This window comes from Streptomyces sp. NPDC005811 (assembly GCF_040630405.1).
Taxonomy (GTDB): Bacteria; Actinomycetota; Actinomycetes; order Streptomycetales; family Streptomycetaceae; genus Streptomyces.
The window spans coordinates 43,195-64,496 of the sequence record NZ_JBEXXK010000036.1 but is presented as its reverse complement, the minus strand read 5'-3'; the positions used below and the strand labels follow the sequence as shown (position 1 = coordinate 64,496).

Genomic DNA, 21,302 nt, shown 5'->3' with positions numbered 1-21,302 from the left:
GCTTCTGTACCCCCAAGCGACAGCGTCCCGCGTTTTCTCCGCCGTTGGTACGGCACAGCCGATGACTCATCGGCACCCGCCTTCCTGGAATTCGGAGTGGAACGGGGAAGCTCCTTCCGTGCGGCTCACGCGCCTCGGACACCAGAAAGCAGGAAGCGGCTTCCCGTCCCGCTGTAGGACACGTACAGCTCCTCCCTCGCGCGAGTGCAGGCCACGAACAGCAGGCAGCGCTCCGACAGCATGTCCGACTGGTGCTGCAACTGGTCCGCCTCGGCAGGAGTGACCGCGGGCGGGAAAGGAAAAGCGCCTGCGGTCACACCGACCACTGTCACACACCTGAACTCCAGGCCTTTCATGGCATGCAGCGTGGCGAGCCGAACCCCGGAGTCCTGCTGCTTCGGCCCGTCCTTGACCAGGACCGCGGGAAGCCCGGCCCGCTCCAGCCGTGCCTTGGCCTTGTCCAGCGTCTGATGGAAACGAGCGGTCACCGCGATCTCCGCCGGTGCTATTCCTCCCGCCACCCAGTCACGGACCCGCTCGACGACCATGGCCAGTTCGTTCTCCTCCGCGTCGAATTCAGCGAGGCTGGGGCGGCGACCGTGCAGGAGGGAGCGATAGCCCGACAACGAATCCAGTCCGTCGCCCGCCAGCGACTCCACTGGCTCGTTCTCCATCAGCCGTGCCGCCCAGCGCAGGATCTCCTCCGTGCTGCGGTAGTTGATGCGCAGTCGACTCGAACGCCCGGCGACGGAGATGCCGAGCGAGCCGAGCGAGACCCTCGAGTCGTAGATCCGCTGATGCGGGTCGCCGGTGATGAAGAGATCGTCCGCTCCGGGGGCGACTGCTCCGCGCAGCACACGCCACTGAACGGGGTGGAGGTCCTGGGCCTCGTCGACCACGACGTGCGCATAGGGAAGGGGATCGCCCGCAGCGGACTCGCTGAGGAGCCGCCCTGCTTCCGCGCACAACTGCAGATACGTGCACTTGCCGTCTTTGCGGAGCCCCTGCTCGAACATCTGCATGGCCTGCCATACGAGAACACGCTTGACCGGCGACAGGGCGGACCCTCGGCCACGACGTACGGCCCTCAGATACTCGTCCTCCGCGAAGATCGACTGGGCCAGTACGACGTGCCGGTACTCCTGCGAAAGGAACTGCTCACTCCACTCGAGATCCAGCTTCTGACGGATCTTCCTCCACCGGAACCGTTCGTCCGCGTCGTCACAGAGCCTCGGTACGGAGCCTCGTCGGCGTCGCACGACGTCCCTGGCCAGCGCGTCGACCGTGGTGACATCGACGCGCCTCAGAAGCGTGTCGTCCTCCAGCAGCAGAGCGAGGTTCTCACGCAGCGACTTGGCGAGTGCTGTCGTATATGTGGTGAGCAGGATTCTGCCGCCGTGCGGCGACCGCGCGAGGAGGTGCTTCACCCGGTGCAGGGCGACCACCGTCTTGCCCGTGCCGGGACCACCACTGACCTGGGCGGGGCCGCCGAACGTCGCACGGTAGGCGACCCGGCGCTGTGCGGGATGGAGGAAGATGCGCCAGGCCGCGAACGGCTTGGTGAGGATCTCCTCCAACTCCTCGGCACCGGTGACGACGGTGATACGGCTGCTGGTGTTGGCCATGGCGGACGTCAGGTCGTCGGGGTCGTACGGCCCCGGATCCGCGGGCCGGCGCAGGGCCACGACCTCCCGCCACACCGTGTCCTTGTCGAACCCCTCGGCAAGGAACTGGAGAACCTCGAACTGGTCCTCCGGGAACAGCGAGGCGAACGCCTCCAACTGCGGTGTGTCGAGGATGGTCCGAGCTGCCCGCCGGGTTCCTTCGTCGATCCCCAACCGCTCCAGGCACGCGTCCGTGAAGCCGTCGAAGAGGCGGGCGGGCGCCTTCGCCGCCGACTGCTCCAGTACGGGAGTGAGCTGCTCGATGGCGACGACGTTGCGCACTTCGAGGCCACGGGTGGCACTGTTCACGGTGTAGAGCCGCTTGGCGGCCCATTCATAGGCCTTGTCATGCGGTACCACATTGACCAGCAGGAAGGTGTCTCCCCCGTCGTCGGGAGCGAGGACCACACCACGCCAGAAGTCGGTGATCCTGATGGTTCGCATCCGCCGGTCGGCGGCCTTCTCCACGGATTCGAGGTGAAGCCCCTTGTCGGCGTGGAGTTCGGCGACGGTGAGCTGCTGGAACTTCGCCATCGCCTTGCGCACGCCCGCGCGGACCGGCTTCTCCAACTGCTCGTACTTGTCCCAGAAGGTGTTGGCGAAAGCCAGCTGCGGCAACGGACCGTCCTCCCCACGCGGCGCGATGCGATACACCCTACTCAGCGAGTCCCGGGACCGTCCCGCCACCGTGGGTCACGGCTACGATCTCCTCATGACCACCCCGGAGATCCAGAAGGCGCAGGCGGCCCGAGAGGAGTACTTCCTCGACGACGGCACGGATGTGGAGGCCGAGACCGAGGCGGAGGACACCACACCCGAGATCGCCAGGCCGTGGAATCCGGAGCAGATCCGGGTCAATACGAAACAGTTCTCGCTGCGCAACGCGCTGGACATGATCGACGACGATTCGCTGGAGCTGGCCCCGGATTTTCAGAGGGGGCGCGTCTGGAAGCTCGTGCAGAAGTCTCAGCTCATCGAGTCCGTCTTGCTGCAGATTCCCCTTCCGGCGTTCTACTTCGCGGAGGACGCGGACGGACTCCTGCGTGTGGTGGACGGCCTGCAACGCCTTTCGACCATCCATGACTTCGTCCGCGGAGGAGACAAGTCGGGCTTTGCCTTGAAGGGCCTCGAATACCTGGACAGCGTGGTGGAGGGGAAGCGCTTCGACGAGCTTCCCGCCCCGTGGAAGCGGCGTATCAACAACGCCCAGATCATGGCCCACGTGATCGATCCCACGACCCCGCCGGAGGTCATGTACGACATTTTCCGGCGGATCAACACTCTGGGTACTCCGCTCAACGCGCAGGAGATCCGGCACTGCATGAGCCGCGACCGAAGCCGGGGCATCCTCAAGGCGATGACTGCGACAGACGCCTTCTACGAGGCGACAGGCATGCGTGATCACATCCGAATGAACGACCGGGAAATGGCTCTGCGCTTCGCGGCGTTCTGGCTGATGGGTGTGGACGGATATCTGGAAGAGGGTGCCATGGATCCATTCCTGCAAGAGGCGACCCGTCTCCTGGATTCGGATGAAAAGGTCGATGACGACGAGAAATCTCGTCTGATGGATGACTTCGCCAAGGGCATGACGAACTCACGTCTGGTTTTCGGGGACCATGCGTTTCGGAAGTGGCCTGAGGGCGTCTCCTGGCGGAACCCGATCAACCGTCCGCTCTTCGAAACCTGGGCTCTCACCCTCGCCCGCTACGAAGCCAAGGATCTGGAACGCCGCAAGGACGCGATCGTGGCAAAGGCCCGCAGGCTGATGTCGCGTGACATCTCCTACTTGGATGCCATCACGTCGTCCACCGGTGACACCAGGCGTGTCATCTACCGCTTCGACGCCACGGCGAAGGCGGCGGAGGCCGGTAAGTGATCACTTCTCTGGGCATTCGCCACTTCAAACGCTTCGCTGACGCGTCGTTCGAGCTCCGTCCGCTCACCGTGCTCACCGGCCTCAACGGCACGGGCAAGAGCACGGCCATCCAAGCTCTGCTGCTGGCCCGGCAGCTGGCGGATGCGCACAGCAACAGCAGTGTGGTGCAGCTCAACGGGCCGTACGGGCTGGCGCTGGGCGAAGCGCATGAGGTGCTGCATCCGGACGCGCCCGACTCCGTTATTGAGATCCACCTTGACAACGATGACGGTGCGTCCGTCGCGCATCGGTTCGAGGTACCGGACGAGCAGGCCCTCTACCTCGAGGTGTCCGACCCCGGGGTCGTTCTGCCGGAACTGCACGGGTGGGGCAGTGAGTTCACGTACCTCTGCGCCGAGCGACTCGGTCCGAGGGATCAACTCGGTGTGTCCGCCGAACATCCGAACGCGATCGGCGTGGGCGTGCAGGGCGAGTACACGGCTCAGGTCCTCGCCCTCCGCGAGAGCGAGCAGGTTCCCGAGGCGCTCCTGCACCCGGACACCGAAGCAACCCACGGCGTCACCATCCTGCGCACTCAGGTCGAGATGTGGACCTCCGACATCATCCGCCCCATAAAGATCACCGCGCAGTGGCCGCCGGGCATCACCGCGAGCACCATCCGGTTCCAGGAGCCGGGCCTGCTGAGTGAGCCGATCCGTCCCACCAACATGGGCTTCGGATTCTCCTATGCCCTGCCGGTGATCGTCGCAGGTCTGCTGGCCCGGCCCGGCGATCTGCTGATCGTGGAGAACCCGGAGGCGCATCTGCACCCGGGGGGCCAGTCCAAGCTGGGAAGGTTCCTGGCCCGAGTGGCGGGCACCGGAGTTCAGGTGATCATGGAGACTCACAGTGACCATGTGCTCAACGGCGCCAGGCTCGCCGTCGCGGAGGAGCGTGGGCTGGCTCCGGAGGCCGCCATCGTCCACTATTTCGGTGCGGACGGGGTCGGCTCGGTTCCGATCGAGTTCACTGGGAGCGGTGAGTTGACGGACTGGCCTCAAGGCTTCTTCGATCAGATCGAGCGAGACCTGGGGAGGCTGGCGCGTGCCAGGCGCAGGGGACGGTGAGCCGTACCGGTTCGTCGTGGACGAGACCTCCTTCGACTTCCGGAACCTGACGGAGCAACAGCTCACGGATCTGCTCGACGACTTCAACGACTCCCTGGAGGAGTTACAGGAGGACCACAAGGTCGCCCGCTCGCCGTCGTGGTACGAGGTGGACTGCGCGGACGAAAGCAAGCTGTACGACGTCCTGTACGAAAACGGAACGCCGAGGGCGGGCCGTGATGCACGGCTGAGAACGGTCAAGTTGATGGACAAGAGCCCGTCCTGGGACACGGGACTGTCCGGGCGGCCTGACCGTGTCGAAGTGGGAGGAGAGGACGAGGGGCCGGCCGGGTCCCTGGGCTATGCGTGGTGTCGCACCCGGCAGGGCCACCACACTGCGTGCGTGGTCTTTCCCGTCGCCCACAGGCGTGGTTGGCAGCCAGTCTCCGCGGTGGACGGCGAGAGCGGAGAACCGGCAGCAGTAAAGGTGTTCTTCCTTGCCGAGCCCGCTGCCCTGACGGAGTTCTGGCGGTCGCTCTTTCACCGTGAGGACGTTACGGAACCGGACTTCCTCGACCGCGCCCGGGAGGCGTTCCCGGGGCTGGTCCTCGTCGACTCGCTCTCCTTCCGCAAGTTCGACGGGACGTACAAGGAGATGCGGGACTGGGTTGTGGATGTTCTGTCCGTGGTGCAGGACCACTTCGCGGATGCTGTGCGCAAGCACGGGGGCAAGCCCAACGACGTCCAGGCCGAACTGGGGCAGCACGGGCTCACACTGTCACCGGAAAGCCCCAAGACACACAAGAACAAGAAGGTCATGCGGCAGCGGGACGTCACGTACGACGGGGAGACCTACCGCTGCGAGTGGCATGCCAAGAAGGAAGGTCACCGCAACCGGGTGCACTTCAGCCTGCCGGAGCAGCGTCTTGGCGGCCGCGTACTGATCGGCATCTTCGTGGACCACCTCGACACGTAGAGCCGAGGCGGGGCACGGCTCACGGCCGTTGAAGGGTGTACTCGCCGACGACCACGCTGTAGGGCTTGAGCAGGGGCTGCAGTTCGCGCTTGACCAGCGCGGCGTCCGGTTCGGGCAGCCGCAGCGAGGCTCGGCGCATACGGACGCTCCAGGAGTGGGGGTCAGGGAAGACCTGAAGGTCGTTCACCAGGTCCCGCAGCACGACTCCTTCCCTGAAGGGTGTCAGCCCATGGACGCGCAGGCTGCAGCCCTCCGTGAACCGGCGTTCCCCGAACGTCACCGCCTCGTCGAGCGTGCTCACCTTGCTGGTGAGCGTGGCGAGGCCGATGACGCGGCCCAGGTCGCGGGTGGGATTGCCGAAGCAGCCGCGTGTTGTGTAGAGGAGCACCTCGTCGCCCTTGTCCAGGCTGAGCGATGCGCGGGTGCGGCCGGCGGGGAAGGCCATGCGCTGGTTCTCGAGGACCCAGGTGAGGGGCTTTCGGTCGCTGATGATCAGGAGGTGGGTGGCGGGGGAGTGCGAGGGGGCCATGGAGTGCCGGTCCTTGCGTCGGAGGCGGTTCGGTGTGCGGGTGCGGGCCGGTCACATGGTGCTGGTCCGCCTGCGGAGCGACTTCAGCTCCTCACCGGTTCGGGTCACGTGCCAGAACGACCACCCGTTGGCGTTCGGGGTGGTCCGGTCCGGGTTGAGGGCCTGGATCACCGCCATGGCGGCGGCACTCGGGGAGGGGAAGGCCCGGCCGGACAGGGGTCCGGTGGCGACCGCCAGTGTGCGGGTGGCCGGATCGAAGAGCCCCTCGACGCGTTCGCTCCGGTACACGGCGTAGACGCGCACGCCGTCCGCCTCACCGGCCGCTTCTTCTTCCGTACTCCAGGACTCGACCAGCCGCCCGACCACCTCGGAAGGGGTGCAGCCCATGACGCGGGCGGCGAAGACGACCTTGCCGTACGTGTCCCGATCGAGCTCAATAGCTGGCATAGCAACTATTAGTACTCAAGCTTGCTCGCGCGTCAAGCTTCGCCGGTGTGACCGCGAGTTATCTCGCGCCGACCGGGTCACTGCACCCCGTCGAGGATCTGCCACACCTTCCGGTAGGCCGCACCCTTCGAGCCCAGGGCCGACTGCCATACGGAGTCGGGAAGGGCGGCGAGGCGGGTGCGGGCCCTGGCGGGGGTGGTGGGGCCCGACGGGCCGGTGGTTGCCGCGGCCATGCGGGTGGCCGCCGAGCGCGGGACGCCTGCGAGCCGCATCGCGATCGCGTCTTCGGAGCGGACGCCGTAGAACGCGTACGACGGGATGTTGCGCAGTTCGCGTTGCGCGCCCGGAGGCAGTGACGCGAACTCCTGGCCGAGTGTCAGGGACTGGAGGGCCGACAAGCCCCAGGAGACGGTGGGAGCCATGTCGCCGAAGAGGCGCTGGCAGCACTTGGTGATCGCCTTGAGGTTGTCGGACTCACCGGCCTTCTTGAAGTGGTCGGCGGCCAGCTGTGTGACGGAAGCCCCGTTCACCCAGTCCTGCATGACCCGGGCGATGAAGTCCCCGCTGCGTCCTTCGTGCTCCTTGGCGACTTCGGTCAGGCCCTTGCGAAGCTCGGGCACCTCCAGCATGAGGCCGATGAGCTGGGCCAGGGGCCGCCGGTCGCCCTGAAAGAGAGGCTGCTCCCACACCTCCCGGTTGATCCGCGTGGCGCTCAGCCTGCCGAGCGTGGCCTCGACGCTCTCCCAGGAGAAGCCCGTGCTGTCGACCAGAGTGAGTGCCTTGCCGGTCAGCCGCTCGGCGTACACCCGCACGCTGCGTGTCAGTTCCGCCGCCCAGCCGCGGTCCCTGCGCCGCAGGTCCTGGAAACCCAGCGTGCCGCGGAGGACCTGCTCGATCTCCTCGGCGAACTCCTCGTGGTTCCCGATCTGCCGGTAGGTGTGGGCCAGGTACTGCACGAAGGCGGACCATTCCGGGATGTGGGCGAGGACGTGCAGGTCGAGGTAACCATGAGTGGCGAGGGCCTTGGCCACCATATCGACGAGGGTCGAGTTCAGGTCCGCCACCCGACGGTCGACGAAGTCGCGCAGCTGCCCGGCCCGTACCTCGTCCGGCGCGGCCAGGGCGATCAGGCCGACCTCGCCCTGCTCCACCCGGCCCGCCCGGCCTGCCAGGTTCCAGAAGTCGGAGGCGGGCATGTCCTTGCCGTACGGGTACTGATGGGACGCCAGGACGACGTTCGCCACGGGGAAGTTGACCCCTGCGGCGACGGTTGTCGTGGCCACGAGGTGGGTCAGGTCACCGGACTCCATCAGGAACTCCGTGACCGTACGGATGTCCTCCGGCAGACCTCGGTGATGGATGCCGACTCCCTTGGCGAGCAGCCCCACCAGCGGGAAGCCCGCCCCGAACTCCTCCGTCACGACCTCCTGTACGGCTCGCAGGTCCTCGCTCACCTCCGTCAGGTCCGCCCGGCCGCTCGCGATGCTCTTGGCGATCGTCCAGGCGTAGTCGGGCCGCCCGGCGAGAGTGATGGTCTGCCCCCGTTGGGCCAGGACCGCCGCGGTGGCAGCTGCGAGCTTGGTCGGTTGGCCGGCCTGTGACCAGGTCATGCGAAGGGGCCGGTTTCCGTCCAGGGGCAGCAGATCGGGGACGCTGAGCGTCCCCCGGCTGGTGACCAGGGTCTCCAGCTCCACCTGGAAGCCGCCGTTGCCCCCGGCGTGCCTGCGCCGGGCCAGTGCCAGGATGCGGTCGTTCGGTGTCCAGTCCACGGACAGCCCGACCGACTGCCGGCTCCCACTGTCCAGCCACTCGGCGATGACGTCCCCGTTGTCGATGAAGGGCGTCAGCAGCAGGAACCCCGCGTCCTGTGCCTCCCGGTTGACGGTCGCCAGCAGCAGCTCCAGTTTGATCCCGCGCTCGTCGACCCCCAGATGGTGCGCCTCGTCGGCCACGACGAGACACAGCGGACGGGCGATCTTCTCCTGCCAGCCCGACCGCAGCAGCAGATCCAGTTTCTCGGGCGTGGACACCAACACGCGGAACTGCCGCTCACCTCGGTCGGTGAGCATGTCTTCTTCCAAACCGTCGAACTCCAGGGCGGGACTGACCCGTTCCACCCCGATGCCGAGATCGGCGAAGTCGCGGCGCAGACGACGGGTCACCTGGTTGACGAGCGCCCGGTTCGGGGCGACGTACGCGACCCAGCCCCGCTGCTTGTCGTACGCGTTGAGTGCCTGGAGGATCCGGAACTGCGCGATCAGCGTCTTGCCCGCGCTGGTCGGCAGGCTGACCACGACACTCCGGTGCGCCGTCCGGATCAGGCCCTGCTCGGCGAGGGCGATCCGCTGCGGGGGCAGCACCTCGAAGATCGGGCGTGGCCGGCCCCGGTCGACGAGGGAGGCGACGAAGGCGTTCACCTCCGGGCTGACCGCGCGGGCCACCGTCCACAGACTGTTGTCGATGATCTGGTCCGCCGTGGCGGTCAGCAGCCGTACCAGCACTTCGAGATCGGGATCGGCGGAGGCGGTGGCCGCCTCCAGGGCACGGTCGCAGTGCGACTGCACGCGCTCGCGCACCCCGTAGTGGCGGCTGGGCCGATTCTCACGCAGGAGGCTGCCGGTCGCCAGGTACTCGGCGAGCAGCTCCGCCGTCTTCAGCAGGTGGTAGTGGGCCGCCAGCGCCCAGGCGGCGGGCCGGGCGTCGTCACCGGCCGCCGAGAGGTACGCCTCCTCCGCGCCGTTCTGCTCGCTCCTCAGCCGTGCCACGAGATGGTCCAGCGCGTCGAGGTCGTCCCACCCGCGCTTGCGGAGCAGCAGCAGCCACGTGTCGGCCGCCCCGCGCCGGATGCGGGACTCCCAGTCCTCCTCCGGATCCGGTACGGAGGGCAGCTCGACGTCCGCGAGCAGCCGGGCCGCGAGCGGGGTCTCGTCGGCGATCCAGCCCAGGCAGGCCGTACGCAGCAGTTCGAGCCGTGCCTCGGGAGAGTCGGCCTGCGGCAGCCGGGCCCGCGCCAGGGCGAACATCTGCGCGCACAGGCGTCGCGTGGACTCCGCCTTCGGATCCTTCGCGATCGCGTCCCACGCCAGCAGGTCCAGCGCGTCCACCGCGAAGTCGACCGCCTCACGGCTGTGCGGGGATCCCTCCGGCACCTCCCCGTGCACGGCGCGCAGGGCGGACCCGATGAGCACGCGCTGCGCCCGCTCCCCGGCCTCCTGTACGAGCCCGGGGTCGAGGGCGCCTTCCAGCCAGCCGAGGTCAGCCACCGTCACCCACCCCCGCGGAGGCGTGCGTGGGCCAGGTGGCCTTGGCGATGGGCAGGTACCAGGCCGTCAGCAGGGCGTGCATCGGCTCCACGACCGTCTTGGCGAGCTCGGCGGCGGGACCGCTGAGATCCGTCGCCAAGGGCGCGGTGTCCCGGACCAGGCACCCGAAGAGACGGAAGTCCTTGCCCGCGGAGCCGATGAAACGACGGGCGGCGGTCTGGTAGGCGCTGATGTGCTCCTCGGTCCGGCAGCGGTGCCGCAGCCACTTCAGGAGCGTCATGTGGTCGTTGATCTGGGTGAGCCGCTTGAGCTGCTCGATCATGCCGTCCGGGCGACCGGTCACGACCTGCGGCGGACTCTTCGCTTCCGACGAGGACTTGACTTCGCCGAACAGCAGGGTGGCCGAGCCGTCCGCCACGCATAGTCCGACCAGGTCGGCGCCCGGCAGACTGGCCTTGCGGGTCCGCCGGTCCCGGGCGCCGTCCCACAGCCACACCGCCCCGTGCCAGTGCTCCAACAGCACCTCGGCGAGGGCCTCGCCGTACTGCCAGTCCTTCGGCTCCGGCTCCGTCGCGAGGAGCGTGCCGATGAAGGCGGTCTCCATGTCCGTCGTGGCCAGGGACCGTAACTCGGTGACGATGTCGCGGGTGGCGGCCAGGTCGCCGGCCCGCTCGGCCCAGGGGCCGGCCTGTAACTCCCGCATCACGTCGGTCGTCAGTTCGACACCGCTCCATGTCACGGCCCCGTCCTCGCCGGCGTACACCTCGATCCCGCCCGGGATGCGCGGTAAGGCGCCGCCGACGGCGCTGTTCTCCCCCACGTGTTGTTTCCTTCCCCCAAAGTGATCGGAATTCTCTCCACCTCCCGAGGGGTTGTCCACGCCCCGTGTTCACCTGTGGACGGACTGTCTCGTATTCGCCGTCAGGAGAGTGAAAGACATGCCCAGACGGTCTTGCCGGAGGGCGGGTAGGGGGCTGTGCCCCAGGTGGTGGCGAGAGCCGTCACGAGAAGCAGGCCGCGACCCGATTCGGCGGTGAGGTCGAAGGCGGCAGCGTTGGCCGTACGGGGTTGGGGTGGGCGGTCGCCTCGAGGATCGGCCACTTCGACACGGAGCGTGTCCGGGGCGTCGATGGTGAGGGACAGGCGGAAGCTGCGGCCTCTCACGCGGGCATGCGTGACCGCGTTCGCCGCCAGCTCGGCGACCACCAGGGCGGCGGACTCGCTTGCCGTGCAGGAAGGGGGCCAGCCCCATTCCTTGAGCTGGTTCGTCGTCAGCAGGCGGGCCAGGCGGGCGCCTCGGGGGGTGGCGCTGAGGAGCTGGGTGAAGTGGAGGGTGGAGATTTGTGACTTCATGTCACCGAGTGTGGTCGGGGCGCTCTACGCTGATCAGCGAATCCGCCGGTACGGAGGGTGTGCGTACCGGTATAGACGGTGTGCTGTACCGGTGTCGGCCGTGACCTGACAGGGGGTAGTGGGTGTCCGAGGTGCAGAGTCGTACGACGAGGGTGAGCTGAGCGGTGACCTGATGCGGGCGGTCGGCAAGCAGGTGAAGCTGCTGCGGGAGCGGGCCGGGTTCACGCAGAAGGAGGTGGGGGACCGGTTGGGGTACAGCGAGGATCTGGTCTCCTCGCTGGAGCGGGGGAGGCGGACGCCGCAGGGGGAGTTCCTGGTGGCGGCGGATGAACTGCTCGACGCGGGTGGGTTGTTGAAGGCAACGATCGAGGACATCGAGAAGGCCAAGGCGAAGGCCAGGGTTCGGCATCCGGCGTGGTTCAAGGATTATGCGCGGCTGGAGTCGAGCGCGGTCGAGATCAACTTCTACAGCACTCTTGCACCGCCCGGGTTGTTGCAGACCGAGGACTTCATCCGGACCCTGCTGAACGGTCGACAGCCGCTGCTGTCCGAGGAGACCATCGAACAGCGGGTGGTCTCGCGGCTGGCGCGGCAGGAGATCCTGACGCGGTGGCCACCACCCATGGTCACGGCGGTCATCGACGAGTCCGTGCTGCGGCGGAAACTCGGAGGGCACAAGGTGCGACAGGGGCAGTTGGAGCACCTGCTGAAGCTCGGGCGGATGCGCAACATCACCCTGCAAGTGCTGCCGCTGGACTGCGAGGAGAACTCCGGGGTGGACGGGCCGTTCATCCTGCTCACGCCCAAGGGGAAGCCGCAGGTCGGCTACCTGGAGGTGCAGGGAGTTGGCCAGTTGATCACCGATCCCGAGGAAGTGCGTATCCTGGCCGCGCGCTACGGAAGCATTCGTGGGCAGGCCCTCACCCCGCGTGAGTCCCTCGCCCTGATGCAAGAACTGTTGGGAGAGCGATGAGCACAGACACGACCTCGTCCGAACTCGCCTGGTTCAAGAGCAGTTACAGCGGAGCCGAAGGCGGCGAATGCCTGGAAGCCGCCGCAAGGCCCGGCACCATCCACGTCCGTGACTCCAAGGCACCCACCCGTGCCCAACTGGCCTTCGGTGCCTTGGAGTGGACTTCGTTCGTACGGTTCGCCGTCACACGCTGACGGTCAGGTCTGCGTGTTGTCGGGGTGCGGGCCGATGTACCCGACGTAGACGAAACCCGTGCCGGGGCCGTCGTCGTGGAAGTACAGCCTGGGCGACACCGTGTTGCCTCCGCCGATGCGGAGATGGGCCTGCATGAAGAGCTTCTCGTCCGGGTCGACGGCCTTCGGTACGGGGAACGTGCGTTGGCGACGCCACTTCGTGTTGTTCCCGACCGTCTCGGACTCCTTCATCTTGACCTTGGCGGACGGGAAGCGGTTCTCGCAGGCGTCCGGCAGGTTGTCGCACCAGTGGCGGAAGTCGCCGTTTGCGGTACCTGCGGCGGAGGCCTTGGCGTAGTCGTTGAGGGCGCGTAGGGCGTCCCAGGCCACGGTGACCCAGTTGCCGATGCACTGGGCGTCGAGTTCCTTGGTCTTCTTGACGCTGCCGGTGAAACGCAGGCGCGGGAACTCGCCCATGCGGTCCAGGATCTCGGCGAAGGTGGTGGGCTGGTCGGCGGCTTCCGGGGGCGAGATGTGGGCGAGTCCGTGGACGCCGGCGTCTTCCAGCCGTTTCTGCAGGAAGCGGATCTTGCTGCGGGCGTCCTGGAGGTCGCCGTAGAGCTGGTCGTTCTCGACGATCTGCTCGAAGTCCCGGTCTTCGGCCTGCTTCAACTGCCGACGGAAGTCACGGATCTCCTCGGCGCGGGATTCCTCGCGCTGTTCCGCCTCCTGTATCAGCGCCTCGGCCGTCCGTAGCTCGCCGCGCAGTTCGTGGAGGCTGGAGTCGTCGGCGGCCGGGCGGGGGCGGGTGCGCTGGACGGGCAGGGTGTCCAGGGGGTCGGGGAGCGGGTGGCTCAGGGCCAGCCGTTGGGGGAGGGAGGCGAGGATCCCGGCCGCACGGTTCGTGTTCGCCTCGATGGTGGTCCGGGACATCACCGGATGGCGCTGGGCGTCGGGCCGCCAGGCCGGGTCGACACCGGGGAGGTAGGTGCGGATGCCGCCACCGAAGACGGGGTGGTACTCGAGGGTGGTGTTGAAGGCCTGCTGCGCTTCGGGTCTCAGGACGTACATGACGGCGAGGCCGCTGAGGTGGCGGAAGGCCGGTTCGACGGTCTTCTGCGTCCAGGACTCGGTGTCCTGCCCGTAGGGGACGCTCGCCACGACCACCGGGAGTCGACGGCGTGGCTCGCAGAGTTCCTCGATGACCTCTTCGACGTCGTCCGGCTCGACGAACTTCGGGACCGTGCCGACGTCGGCCAGGCCGTCTTGGGTGGGGAGGGCGTCGAGGAGCAGTTTCGCTATGCCGGGGGTGTTGGCCCGGATGGGTTTCTGGCCGGGGGCCGGCTGGTGCTCGATGTCGACCTGGAGCCAGGTACGGCGGTTGTCGTTGCGGCTGCCCGACCGGACGACCACGGTGGACTGCCATGTGCCCTGGGCCGGGTCCTTGGTTTCACGCAGACGCCAGCGGGAGTACGAGCCGTGCCGGCCCGCCGTGACGTCGTGGTCGAGGGTGACGCCCTCGGCGATCTCGTTGCGGCCCTCGTCGAGGGCGGAGGTGTTGTACCGCTTCATCACACCTAACCAGTGGTGCAGTTGGCGGTCGGCCTCGGCGGAGGCGTTGACGAAGTCCTGCGTGGTCGAGACGACCATGCGGTAATTACGGGGTTCCATATGCGGCTGCCTGTGCGGTCTCGTGGACGGGCGGTGGAGACGCCGAGTACGGCGCGCTGCGGTTCGCTTGCAGCGCGCCGGTGGGGGTGCTCAGGCGGGGCGTGGGGTGGTGGTTCGGGTTACGCGGGGTGGCGGGGGCCCTGGCCGGGGGGTGGGTCGAGGAGTGTCTGGTAGGGGGTGCCGGTTCGTTGGGCTTCGGCCATGCGGTCGTAGACGTCGAGGATCAGGTCCTTGGTGCGGTAGGTGCCGTGGGCGGCCTCGTCCTTGCGCTTGATCACGGGGAACGTGTCCATGACGTAGCCGACTTCGTCTCGGCTGAGGCCGTAAAAGCGGAAGAAGGCCGCATCCAGCTCGGCGCGGAGCAGCTCTCGGCGGTGCTCGTCCCAGTGGAACGGTGGTCCGTTGTCGCCCAGATCGCCAGCGTAGTCGGCCATGTCATATGCGGTGTAGGTGAGTTCAGTGATTCGGCAGACGATCCAATGAGTGCCCACGCCCACCTGGTCGAAGGCAGAGGGCAACGGGACGGGGAGCTGGTACAGGTAGTTGTGTGTCAGGTGGGTGCCGACGATCTTCTGTCTGATGGCGTAGTCAAGGACGAAGGCGCTGAAGCAGGCTTGGAGGAGTGCTGCGAATTCGGCACCCTTGGGGAACATCAGGTAGTACGTATTGCTGGCGCCGTAGGGGGGCAGCGTGGTGACTACGGTGGTGCGGGTGTCAGAGCCGCGCGCGATGTCCCGCCATCCCATCAACCACCCGTGATCCCACCCTCGTTCAGCCAACTGCGAAGCCACTCCGGGCTCCAAAGTGGGCTTGCCCTTTCTGTCCCGCTTCCCCGCGTCGACGTCGAACTCCGGTACCCAGTACCGCGGCATCGGCACGAACCCCGGATCGTCGTGCTGCTCCGGCGTCACCCGAGGCAGCGTGCCCATGTTGGCCTGGGCCTCGGTCTGACCCTCGTAGGTGCCGAGGCGGTGGTCGTAGTGGTGCAGCATCTTCGCTTCGTACAGAGGCAGGTAGCGCTGGCTGCCCTGCTCGAAGACATTCCCGTTCTGGGTCCAACCGTCAGCCACCAACTGATCTCGGGTGCGAAACAGATGAGCGTCGTCGGACATGTGGAACAGCCTCGTGAATGACAGCCCCCACGGGTTGCCGTCCGGATCGTCCTCCCTGATGAGGACCGGCACCCGGCGATAGATCCCCAGCGTGATCTCCGCGTCCCGACGCGACCGGAACACCGGCAACGTACCCGTGTTGGGATTGACCAGCAGGATCTCCTCCGGCGGCATCGCGAAGCGGCGGCTCGGCAGGTCCTCCATGTAACGCGTGCCGAAGGCGAAGGACGCCTCCCGTACCCGCTCCTCGCGGCCCGCCACCGTCAGGAGGCAGAAGCGGACCGAGTGGTGCACGTCCCGGCTCAGCAGGAACGCCTCGTTCTCGAAGTCCAGGAAGGACGCGAGCCGCGCACTGCGCACCAGACTGGAGAAGAACGGCGCCGTCGTGGCGTCCGTCGCGATGCCCGTCGGCAGCACCAGGCCGAAGCGGCCATGAGGCGCGATGCCCAGAGCCGCCGTCTCGGCGAACACGGCGTACGTGTTCACGTCGCCCCGACCGGCCAGTGGGAAGCGTCCGGAGTCACGCAGCAGGTGGCTCACACCCTCCGCCTCGCGCTTGGCCTCGACGAAGTCCGCCAGCAGGTTGCGCTCAGCAGGCTCCTCACTCGTGGCCAGCGCCTTGATCAGCCGCTCCCGAGCCGCCTTGTTCGCCGCCGTCGCGATCTTCTCGCTCCGAGTAGCAAAGAACTCCTGCTCCTGGAGCTTCACTCGCTCCCACGGCGGATTCCCCAGCACACAACTGAACCCCCCACCCCACCCGGTCCGCCCATCCACCCCCACAGCGGAGAAATCCGCGTCCTCCGGCACCGAGAACACCTCGGGAAACTCCAGGTGCCAGTGGAAGAACCGGTACTCCTCCCGCAGGCCCGCGACCCTCTCCCGCGTCCCCTCCGGCAGCTTCGCCCAGCCCCCGTCCCGCAGGTCCAGCAGCCCCTGCAAGGTCAGCGCCGGCGGACGCGCCTCCTCGGTCTTCTCCCACACGAACGCCGCACACCACGCGTCCGCGAGCTCCCGCTCCCGTACGTACTCCGAGTCGGGCCCTTCGGTCAGTTCCAGATATGCGTCCCGCTGCCGGTGGACGTACTCCAACTCATCGTTCCGCGAGTTCGTGATCTTCGCCGCCGCGCGCGCGATCGTCACGTTCGACGCGGCCAGCGCGGTCGTCGACGAGAACAGCTCGCCTTGGTGGACGCCCTCCTTGCGCGCCTCCCAGGCGAGCCGCTCCGCGGCATTCCGCTTACGGAGCTTGGTCCCCCAGGTCTTGTCGTCGCCCTCGATCACCTTGAAGGCGTCGTCCGGAAGGCCGTCCGCGAGCAGCTTCGGCGTCGCGCCCACCAGCCCGTTGCCGTGCTTGACGTGGGCGTCGAGGAAGCTCAGCGGCTTCCCGGGTTCGAGGGACTCGATCCACAGGGAGACCTTGGCCAGTTCCACGGCCATGAGGTTCAGGTCGACGCCGTAGATGCACCGGCCGATGACGTCCCGCAGCGCGGTCCGCGTGTCCTCGGCGCTCGGCTCGGGCGAGTCCGTCCGGACCGACGCCAGGCGCTTGGCGATACGCCGGGCCGCCGCCACCAGGAAGTGGCCGGAGCCGCACGCGGGGTCGCAGACCGTGAGGCGGAGCAGGGCCGCCTCCTGCTCCTCCCGGGTCGTGCCCGACTTGACCGCGTCGTCTATGACCGGGTCGAGGGCCGAGTCCAGCAGGCAGTCGATCAGCGACGACGGGGTGTAGTACGAGCCCGTCGTCTTGCGTTCGTTGCCCGCGAGCGTGCGCAGCTCGAACGTGTTGGCGGCCGGGTTGAAGCGCGGGACCAGCTCCAGCAGGGACTCGTAGATCGAGCCCAGTTCCTCCGCGCCGAGGTGGCGGTAGTCGACGCGGCGCGGGCGGTTGAGCTTGGGGTCGATGACGACCGACAGCGCCCTGATCGCCTTGAACAGCGCCTCGTTCGGCAGCTCCAGGCCCTCCAGGACCTCGTCCGCCTCCGTGCGCTCGAACAGGCCGCCGAGGCCGGGCAGGCCCAGTTCCGGGCGGCCGCCCTCCGTGCCGAGGCCCTTCAGGACCAGGTTCAGCGCGTGCCACTGGTCGCCGTGCGGGCCGCCGGTGCGGCGGGTGGCCGTACGGCGCAGGCGGGCCGTGGAGAAGTACTTCTCGTAGTGCTCGCGGGTCTCCGCCGGGGCGTCCTCGGGGATCAGCAGGCCCCGGTCCTCCGCCACGAACAGGAACAGCAGGCGGTACACGAGGTGCAGCAGCGCCGGGTGCATGTCCCGGACCGTCACCTCGGACTCGTACAGCTTCTCGCGGAGCCCCGTGTTGGCCTGGTGGGCGATGAAGCCACTGCCCAGGGTCTCCAGGGCCTTCTCGACGCCCAGCCGGAGCTGTTTCAGCGCCCGGGTGCCGCTGGCGATCGCCTCCGCGCGCCACTTCTCCAGCCAGCAGCCGGCCGGGCCCTGCTCGCTGTGCGGTTCGAGACGGGAGCGGTGGGTGAGGCGCCACAGGAGGAGGAAGTCGGCGAAGCGGTCGCCCTCGAAGATGCCCTCCAGGTCGAACTCGACGTACGCCGAGCCGACCATCGACGTCGAGTCCCGCAGCAGGCGGACCAGGCGGCCGTTGGCGACCAGGCCCCACAGTGCCTGATCGCCGCTGCGGTTGAGGTACTCCTGCACCAGCGGCTGAGGGATCGCGCCCCGGCCGTCCAGTGCGACGTTCCAGCCCGTCAGATGGATCGGCACGCCCTGCCAGACATGGCTGACCGCGAACCGCTTCTCGCCGTCCGCCGACGGCAGCCCCTCGGCCGGTCCGTCCGGCAGGCGGCCGTAGCCCAGCTGCTCGAACAGCGGCAGCAGCCAGCGCTCGACGGTCAGGCCCACCGCCGCGATGTCCCTGTTCCTGTCGGCGCCGTCTTTGACCAGGGCGTCCTGGTAGGCCGTCCACACGCCCTTCAGATACGACCAGGAGCGCTCGGCCGCGTCCCGGACCGTGTCGTTGGCCGCGAACAGGCCGTAGTCGGAGGGGTGGGCGCCGGGGACGTCCTTGCCGTCACGGATGCGGGTCAGCGTGTCCGGCGGGAGGAGACCGCCCACCGTGAGGACGGAGTCGGTGACGATGGTCTTCGCGAGGCTCATCAGCGGGCTTCCCCGTTCGTGGTCGTACCGTCCGTGCTGTCGAGGACGGGGACCGGCAGATAGTGGTACACGCCGAGCACGTCCGGGCGGCCCTGGACGTCGACGCGCAGGCCGCGGCGGGCCGGGCCGGTCATGCCGCGTACGTCGCGGAAGGCGCCGCGCACACGACGGTGCGCGTCCAGGAGACGGGCCGCCAGTTCCTCGCCGCGCTCCTCCATGACCGGCATCAGCGATTCCAGCGAGCCGAGGATGCCCTCGACGCGCTCCTGCGCGAACTCACGCTTGGTGTTGCCCGAAGCACGGGCCTCCAGCAGGGCCACGGCCTCCTCCTCCGGCAGCCACTCGGGGGCGTTCGCCCCGCCCCGGAACGCCAGCACCCGGGCGTCCTCGGCCAGTTGCTGCCGGGTGACGCCGTCGCGGCCCGGCAACGTGAGCTGGAAGCGGTAGCGGACCAGGAGGAGCGTGGTGCGTTTGGCGACCGCTGTCGTACGGACCACACCGCAGCGGCGGGCCGGACGGTCCGACTGGGGCATCTGGTCGTCGAGCGCCGCGTCCAGGACGAAGCGGGCGACCGACGCCACCACCGGGTCGGTGCGGGTGAGCGCCACCTCGCCGCGCGGGGCGGTGGGGGCGTCGTGGAAGGCGACCGGGCGGGGGTGGCGCGGGCCGAGGAGCGTGTCGAACGCGTCGCGCAGGGCCGCCGGCAGGGCCTCGGAGTTCATCGTGAAGCCGTCCGCGTCGCCGCGCAGCGCGCCCGGCACACCGCGCAGGGCCGTGAGAGCGTGGCGGGTGAAGCGGCGCACCTCCTCGCCGGTGCCGAGCGACGCCCGTACCTCGGCGACCTCCTGCGCCACCTCGTCCTTCTTCACCGCGTTCTGCGCGTACCGCGAGCGGGAGGCCTTCTCCCGCTCGGCGGCGCTCTGCCAGGCCTCGTGCAGCTCGGCCGTCTGCTTCCCGGCCGCCGACTCCACCGTGAACAGGCTCTCCTGCTCGTATTCCGGCCGCTCACCGCGCAGGATCAGGCCCTCCAGGACCGCCTGCATCACGTTCTCGGACGAGTCCGGGACGGGCACGGAGATACCGGTCGCCTTGCGGATGCGGGCGTGCTTGCGCAGCAGGACGTCCAGGACGATGCCGTCGATCGCGTTGTCCGCGCCGTACAGCGTGACCGCCTTGACGATGTCCCGGCGCTGGCCGAAACGGTCGACGCGGCCCTCGCGCTGCTCGTGGCGGGTGGGGTTCCAGGCGAGGTCGTAGTGGATGACCGCGTCGAAGCTCTCCTGGAGGTTCACGCCCTCGGAGAGACAGTCGGTGGCCACGAGGACCCGGCGCTCCGGGGGCGCCTCGCCCTCCTCGTCCTCCTCCGTCAGCGCCGCGATGCGGGCGACGCGCTGGTCGGGGGAGAGCTCGCCGGTGACGGCCTGGACGGCGTACGTCCTGGCCTTGCGGTTTTTGTTGAGGGCGCTGTCCAAGTGCTCCTTGACGTACTCCGCCGTGGAGATGAAACGGCAGAAGACGATCGGGTTGTAGCCCTCGTCCAGCAGCTCCTTGACCGTGGCGATCAGCTGCTTCAGCTTGCGGTCCTTGGCGGGACCGGCGAGTGCCCCCGCCGCCTCGGCCAGGGCCAGCAGCCTGGCCGTGTCCTCCTCGTCCAGGGTCGCCGCGTCCGGGTCGGTGTCGCCGGCGGCGAGCAGCGCGCCGGGGACGGCGTCGGCGGACTCGGCCGACTCGTCGTCGGCGGGGTCCGTGACGGTCCGGCCGCCGATCGCGTCGGCCTCGGTCACCGAGTCGGCGTCCTGCACACCGGCCCGGGTGCGCAGCGTCTTGCGGACCGCTGCCGGGGAGGAGCCGAGGGCGCGCAGCAGGGCGAGGGCGGACCACCAGCGGATGCGCTGCTGGAGGGCGCCGTCCGCGCTGCGGACCGTCTCCCGGGCGTAGGAGATGACCTCTTCGAGGAGCCGGCGGTAGTCGGCGTGCAGGGGGTAGTCGACCTCGGCCGAGAGGCGGTCGCTCGGGAAGTTCGCGTCGTCGCGGAAGTCGTCCCGGATATCGGCCCGGCGGCGCTGCACGAAGTGCTGGGTGAGCAGGTCGCGGCCCGCCCCGCGGTCCAGACTGAGCGTCTCCAGCCGCTTGTCCAACAGGCCCAGCAGATTACGGAACGGCTCCTCCTTGCCGCTGTGCGGGGTCGCCGTGACCAGCAGGAGATGACGGTTCGGGTCGTCGGCGAGGGTGCGCAGCAGGGCGTACCGCTGCTGGCGCTGCTGCCTGCCGCCGCCCTGCCCGGTGTCCGCGACACAGGTGTGGGCCTCGTCGACGATCACCAGGTCGGGACAGTTCTTGACGAAGTCGTCCCGGTGGCGCGGAGACTTGATGAAGTCGGTCGAGACGACGTAGTTGCGGTCCGGGCGGAACACCGACTGCCCGTACATCCGGCTGCGCTCCAGCCGCCCTATCGTCGAGGCCAGCACCAGCTCCGCGTCGATGCCGAACTTCCCGCGCAGCTCCGCCCGCCACTGCTCGGCCAACGCCGGACTGCACAGCACCACCAGGCCGCGCGCGTCGCCCTGAGCCAGCAGCTCGGCGGCGATCAGACCGGACTCCACCGTCTTGCCGATGCCGACGTCGTCGGCGATCAGCAGACGCACGGTCTCCTGGCGCAGCGCCATCAGCAGCGGGACCAGCTGGTACGGGCGGGGCTCGACGGAGATGCCGGCCAGCGAGCGGAACGGCCCCGCGCTGGAGCGGAAACCGATCCGCAGGGCGCTGCGCAGCAGGCCGGCCGCCGACTGGTCACCCAGGTCCGACGGGCTCGGCGGGGCGAAGCGGGCGTGCTCCACCGGCTCCAGGGCGGTCAGGACGCCAGCGATGTCGTCGTCGGTGCCGCCCAGCGGGCGCAGCACCAGCAGCTCCGGCGTCGACTCGGGCAGGACGACCCATTCACGGCCGCGGGCACGCACCAGCGAACCGACCGCGAACCGCTGACCGGCGTCCTGGGCGGGCGCGGTGATGGGCGACGTCATCGGCGGACCTTTCGGGAGAAATGCACGGAAGGAGGAG

The 21,302-nt window shown here is 68.5% G+C and carries 14 protein-coding genes; 5 read left to right on the top strand and 9 right to left on the bottom strand.

The window, feature by feature from the left end; all coding sequences use genetic code 11:
• Window positions 1-125: 125 nt before the first annotated feature.
• Entirely contained in the window at window positions 126-2,282 is a 2,157-nt protein-coding gene (locus ABZ490_RS32875) for a UvrD-helicase domain-containing protein (protein WP_358998258.1), read from the bottom strand.
• Window positions 2,283-2,376: 94 nt separating this feature from the next.
• Between ABZ490_RS32875 and ABZ490_RS32870 the strand changes: the two genes are divergently transcribed.
• From ABZ490_RS32870 to ABZ490_RS32860, 3 genes are read left to right on the top strand one after another with little or no spacing between them, the layout of a single operon-like run.
• Window positions 2,377-3,543 carry a DUF262 domain-containing protein gene (locus ABZ490_RS32870; protein ID WP_358998255.1) on the top strand — a complete coding sequence of 389 codons (1,167 nt, stop codon included), beginning with the start codon at window positions 2,377-2,379 and terminating at the stop codon, window positions 3,541-3,543.
• The gene (locus ABZ490_RS32865) at window positions 3,540-4,649 is read left to right on the top strand and encodes a DUF3696 domain-containing protein (RefSeq protein WP_358998253.1); all 1,110 of its coding nucleotides are present in this window, start codon (window positions 3,540-3,542) and stop codon (window positions 4,647-4,649) included. Before ABZ490_RS32870 ends, ABZ490_RS32865 begins: the two co-directional genes overlap by 4 nt.
• A 16-nt stretch (window positions 4,650-4,665) precedes the next feature.
• Entirely contained in the window at window positions 4,666-5,604 is a 939-nt protein-coding gene (locus ABZ490_RS32860) for a hypothetical protein (RefSeq protein WP_358998250.1), read from the top strand.
• Window positions 5,605-5,623: 19 nt separating this feature from the next.
• Here the strand turns inward: ABZ490_RS32860 and ABZ490_RS32855 are convergent, their stop codons facing one another.
• The 5 genes from ABZ490_RS32855 to ABZ490_RS32835 form a co-directional block, all read right to left on the bottom strand.
• Entirely contained in the window at window positions 5,624-6,133 is a 510-nt protein-coding gene (locus ABZ490_RS32855; protein WP_358998247.1) for a hypothetical protein, read from the bottom strand.
• A gap of 51 nt (window positions 6,134-6,184) precedes the next feature.
• Window positions 6,185-6,580, bottom strand: a complete 396-nt coding sequence (locus tag ABZ490_RS32850) for a hypothetical protein (protein ID WP_358998244.1) — start codon at window positions 6,578-6,580, stop codon at window positions 6,185-6,187.
• Window positions 6,581-6,657: 77 nt separating this feature from the next.
• On the bottom strand, window positions 6,658-9,843 hold the full coding sequence (locus tag ABZ490_RS32845) for a DEAD/DEAH box helicase (RefSeq protein ID WP_358998241.1): 3,186 nt from the start codon (window positions 9,841-9,843) through the stop codon (window positions 6,658-6,660).
• Window positions 9,836-10,663, bottom strand: a complete 828-nt coding sequence (locus ABZ490_RS32840) for a hypothetical protein (protein WP_358998239.1) — start codon at window positions 10,661-10,663, stop codon at window positions 9,836-9,838. The genes ABZ490_RS32845 and ABZ490_RS32840 overlap by 8 nt, the downstream gene beginning before the upstream one ends.
• Window positions 10,664-10,764: 101 nt before the next feature.
• On the bottom strand, window positions 10,765-11,196 hold the full coding sequence (locus ABZ490_RS32835) for an ATP-binding protein (RefSeq protein WP_358998236.1): 432 nt from the start codon (window positions 11,194-11,196) through the stop codon (window positions 10,765-10,767).
• A 172-nt stretch (window positions 11,197-11,368) separates the two neighbouring features.
• On the opposite strand from ABZ490_RS32835, the gene ABZ490_RS32830 reads away from it, so the two are divergent.
• Window positions 11,369-12,169, top strand: coding sequence for a helix-turn-helix transcriptional regulator (locus ABZ490_RS32830; RefSeq protein WP_358998233.1), 801 nt, complete (start codon window positions 11,369-11,371; stop codon window positions 12,167-12,169).
• Window positions 12,166-12,363: a DUF397 domain-containing protein gene (locus ABZ490_RS32825; protein WP_358998230.1), complete on the top strand. Its 198-nt coding sequence runs from the start codon at window positions 12,166-12,168 to the stop codon at window positions 12,361-12,363. Before ABZ490_RS32830 ends, ABZ490_RS32825 begins: the two co-directional genes overlap by 4 nt.
• A gap of 3 nt (window positions 12,364-12,366) precedes the next feature.
• Here ABZ490_RS32825 and ABZ490_RS32820 read toward each other — a convergent pair whose 3' ends face one another.
• The 3 genes from ABZ490_RS32820 to ABZ490_RS32810 all read right to left on the bottom strand — a co-directional run bounded on the left by ABZ490_RS32820 (window position 12,367) and on the right by ABZ490_RS32810 (window position 21,265).
• Window positions 12,367-14,013, bottom strand: a complete 1,647-nt coding sequence (locus ABZ490_RS32820) for a hypothetical protein (RefSeq protein WP_358998227.1) — start codon at window positions 14,011-14,013, stop codon at window positions 12,367-12,369.
• Window positions 14,014-14,132: 119 nt separating this feature from the next.
• Complete coding sequence (locus ABZ490_RS32815) at window positions 14,133-18,245, bottom strand: DNA methyltransferase (RefSeq protein WP_358998224.1); 4,113 nt, start codon at window positions 18,243-18,245, stop codon at window positions 14,133-14,135.
• On the bottom strand, window positions 18,245-21,265 hold the full coding sequence (locus tag ABZ490_RS32810; protein ID WP_358998221.1) for a helicase-related protein: 3,021 nt from the start codon (window positions 21,263-21,265) through the stop codon (window positions 18,245-18,247). The genes ABZ490_RS32815 and ABZ490_RS32810 overlap by 1 nt, the downstream gene beginning before the upstream one ends.
• Window positions 21,266-21,302: the final 37 nt, after the last annotated feature.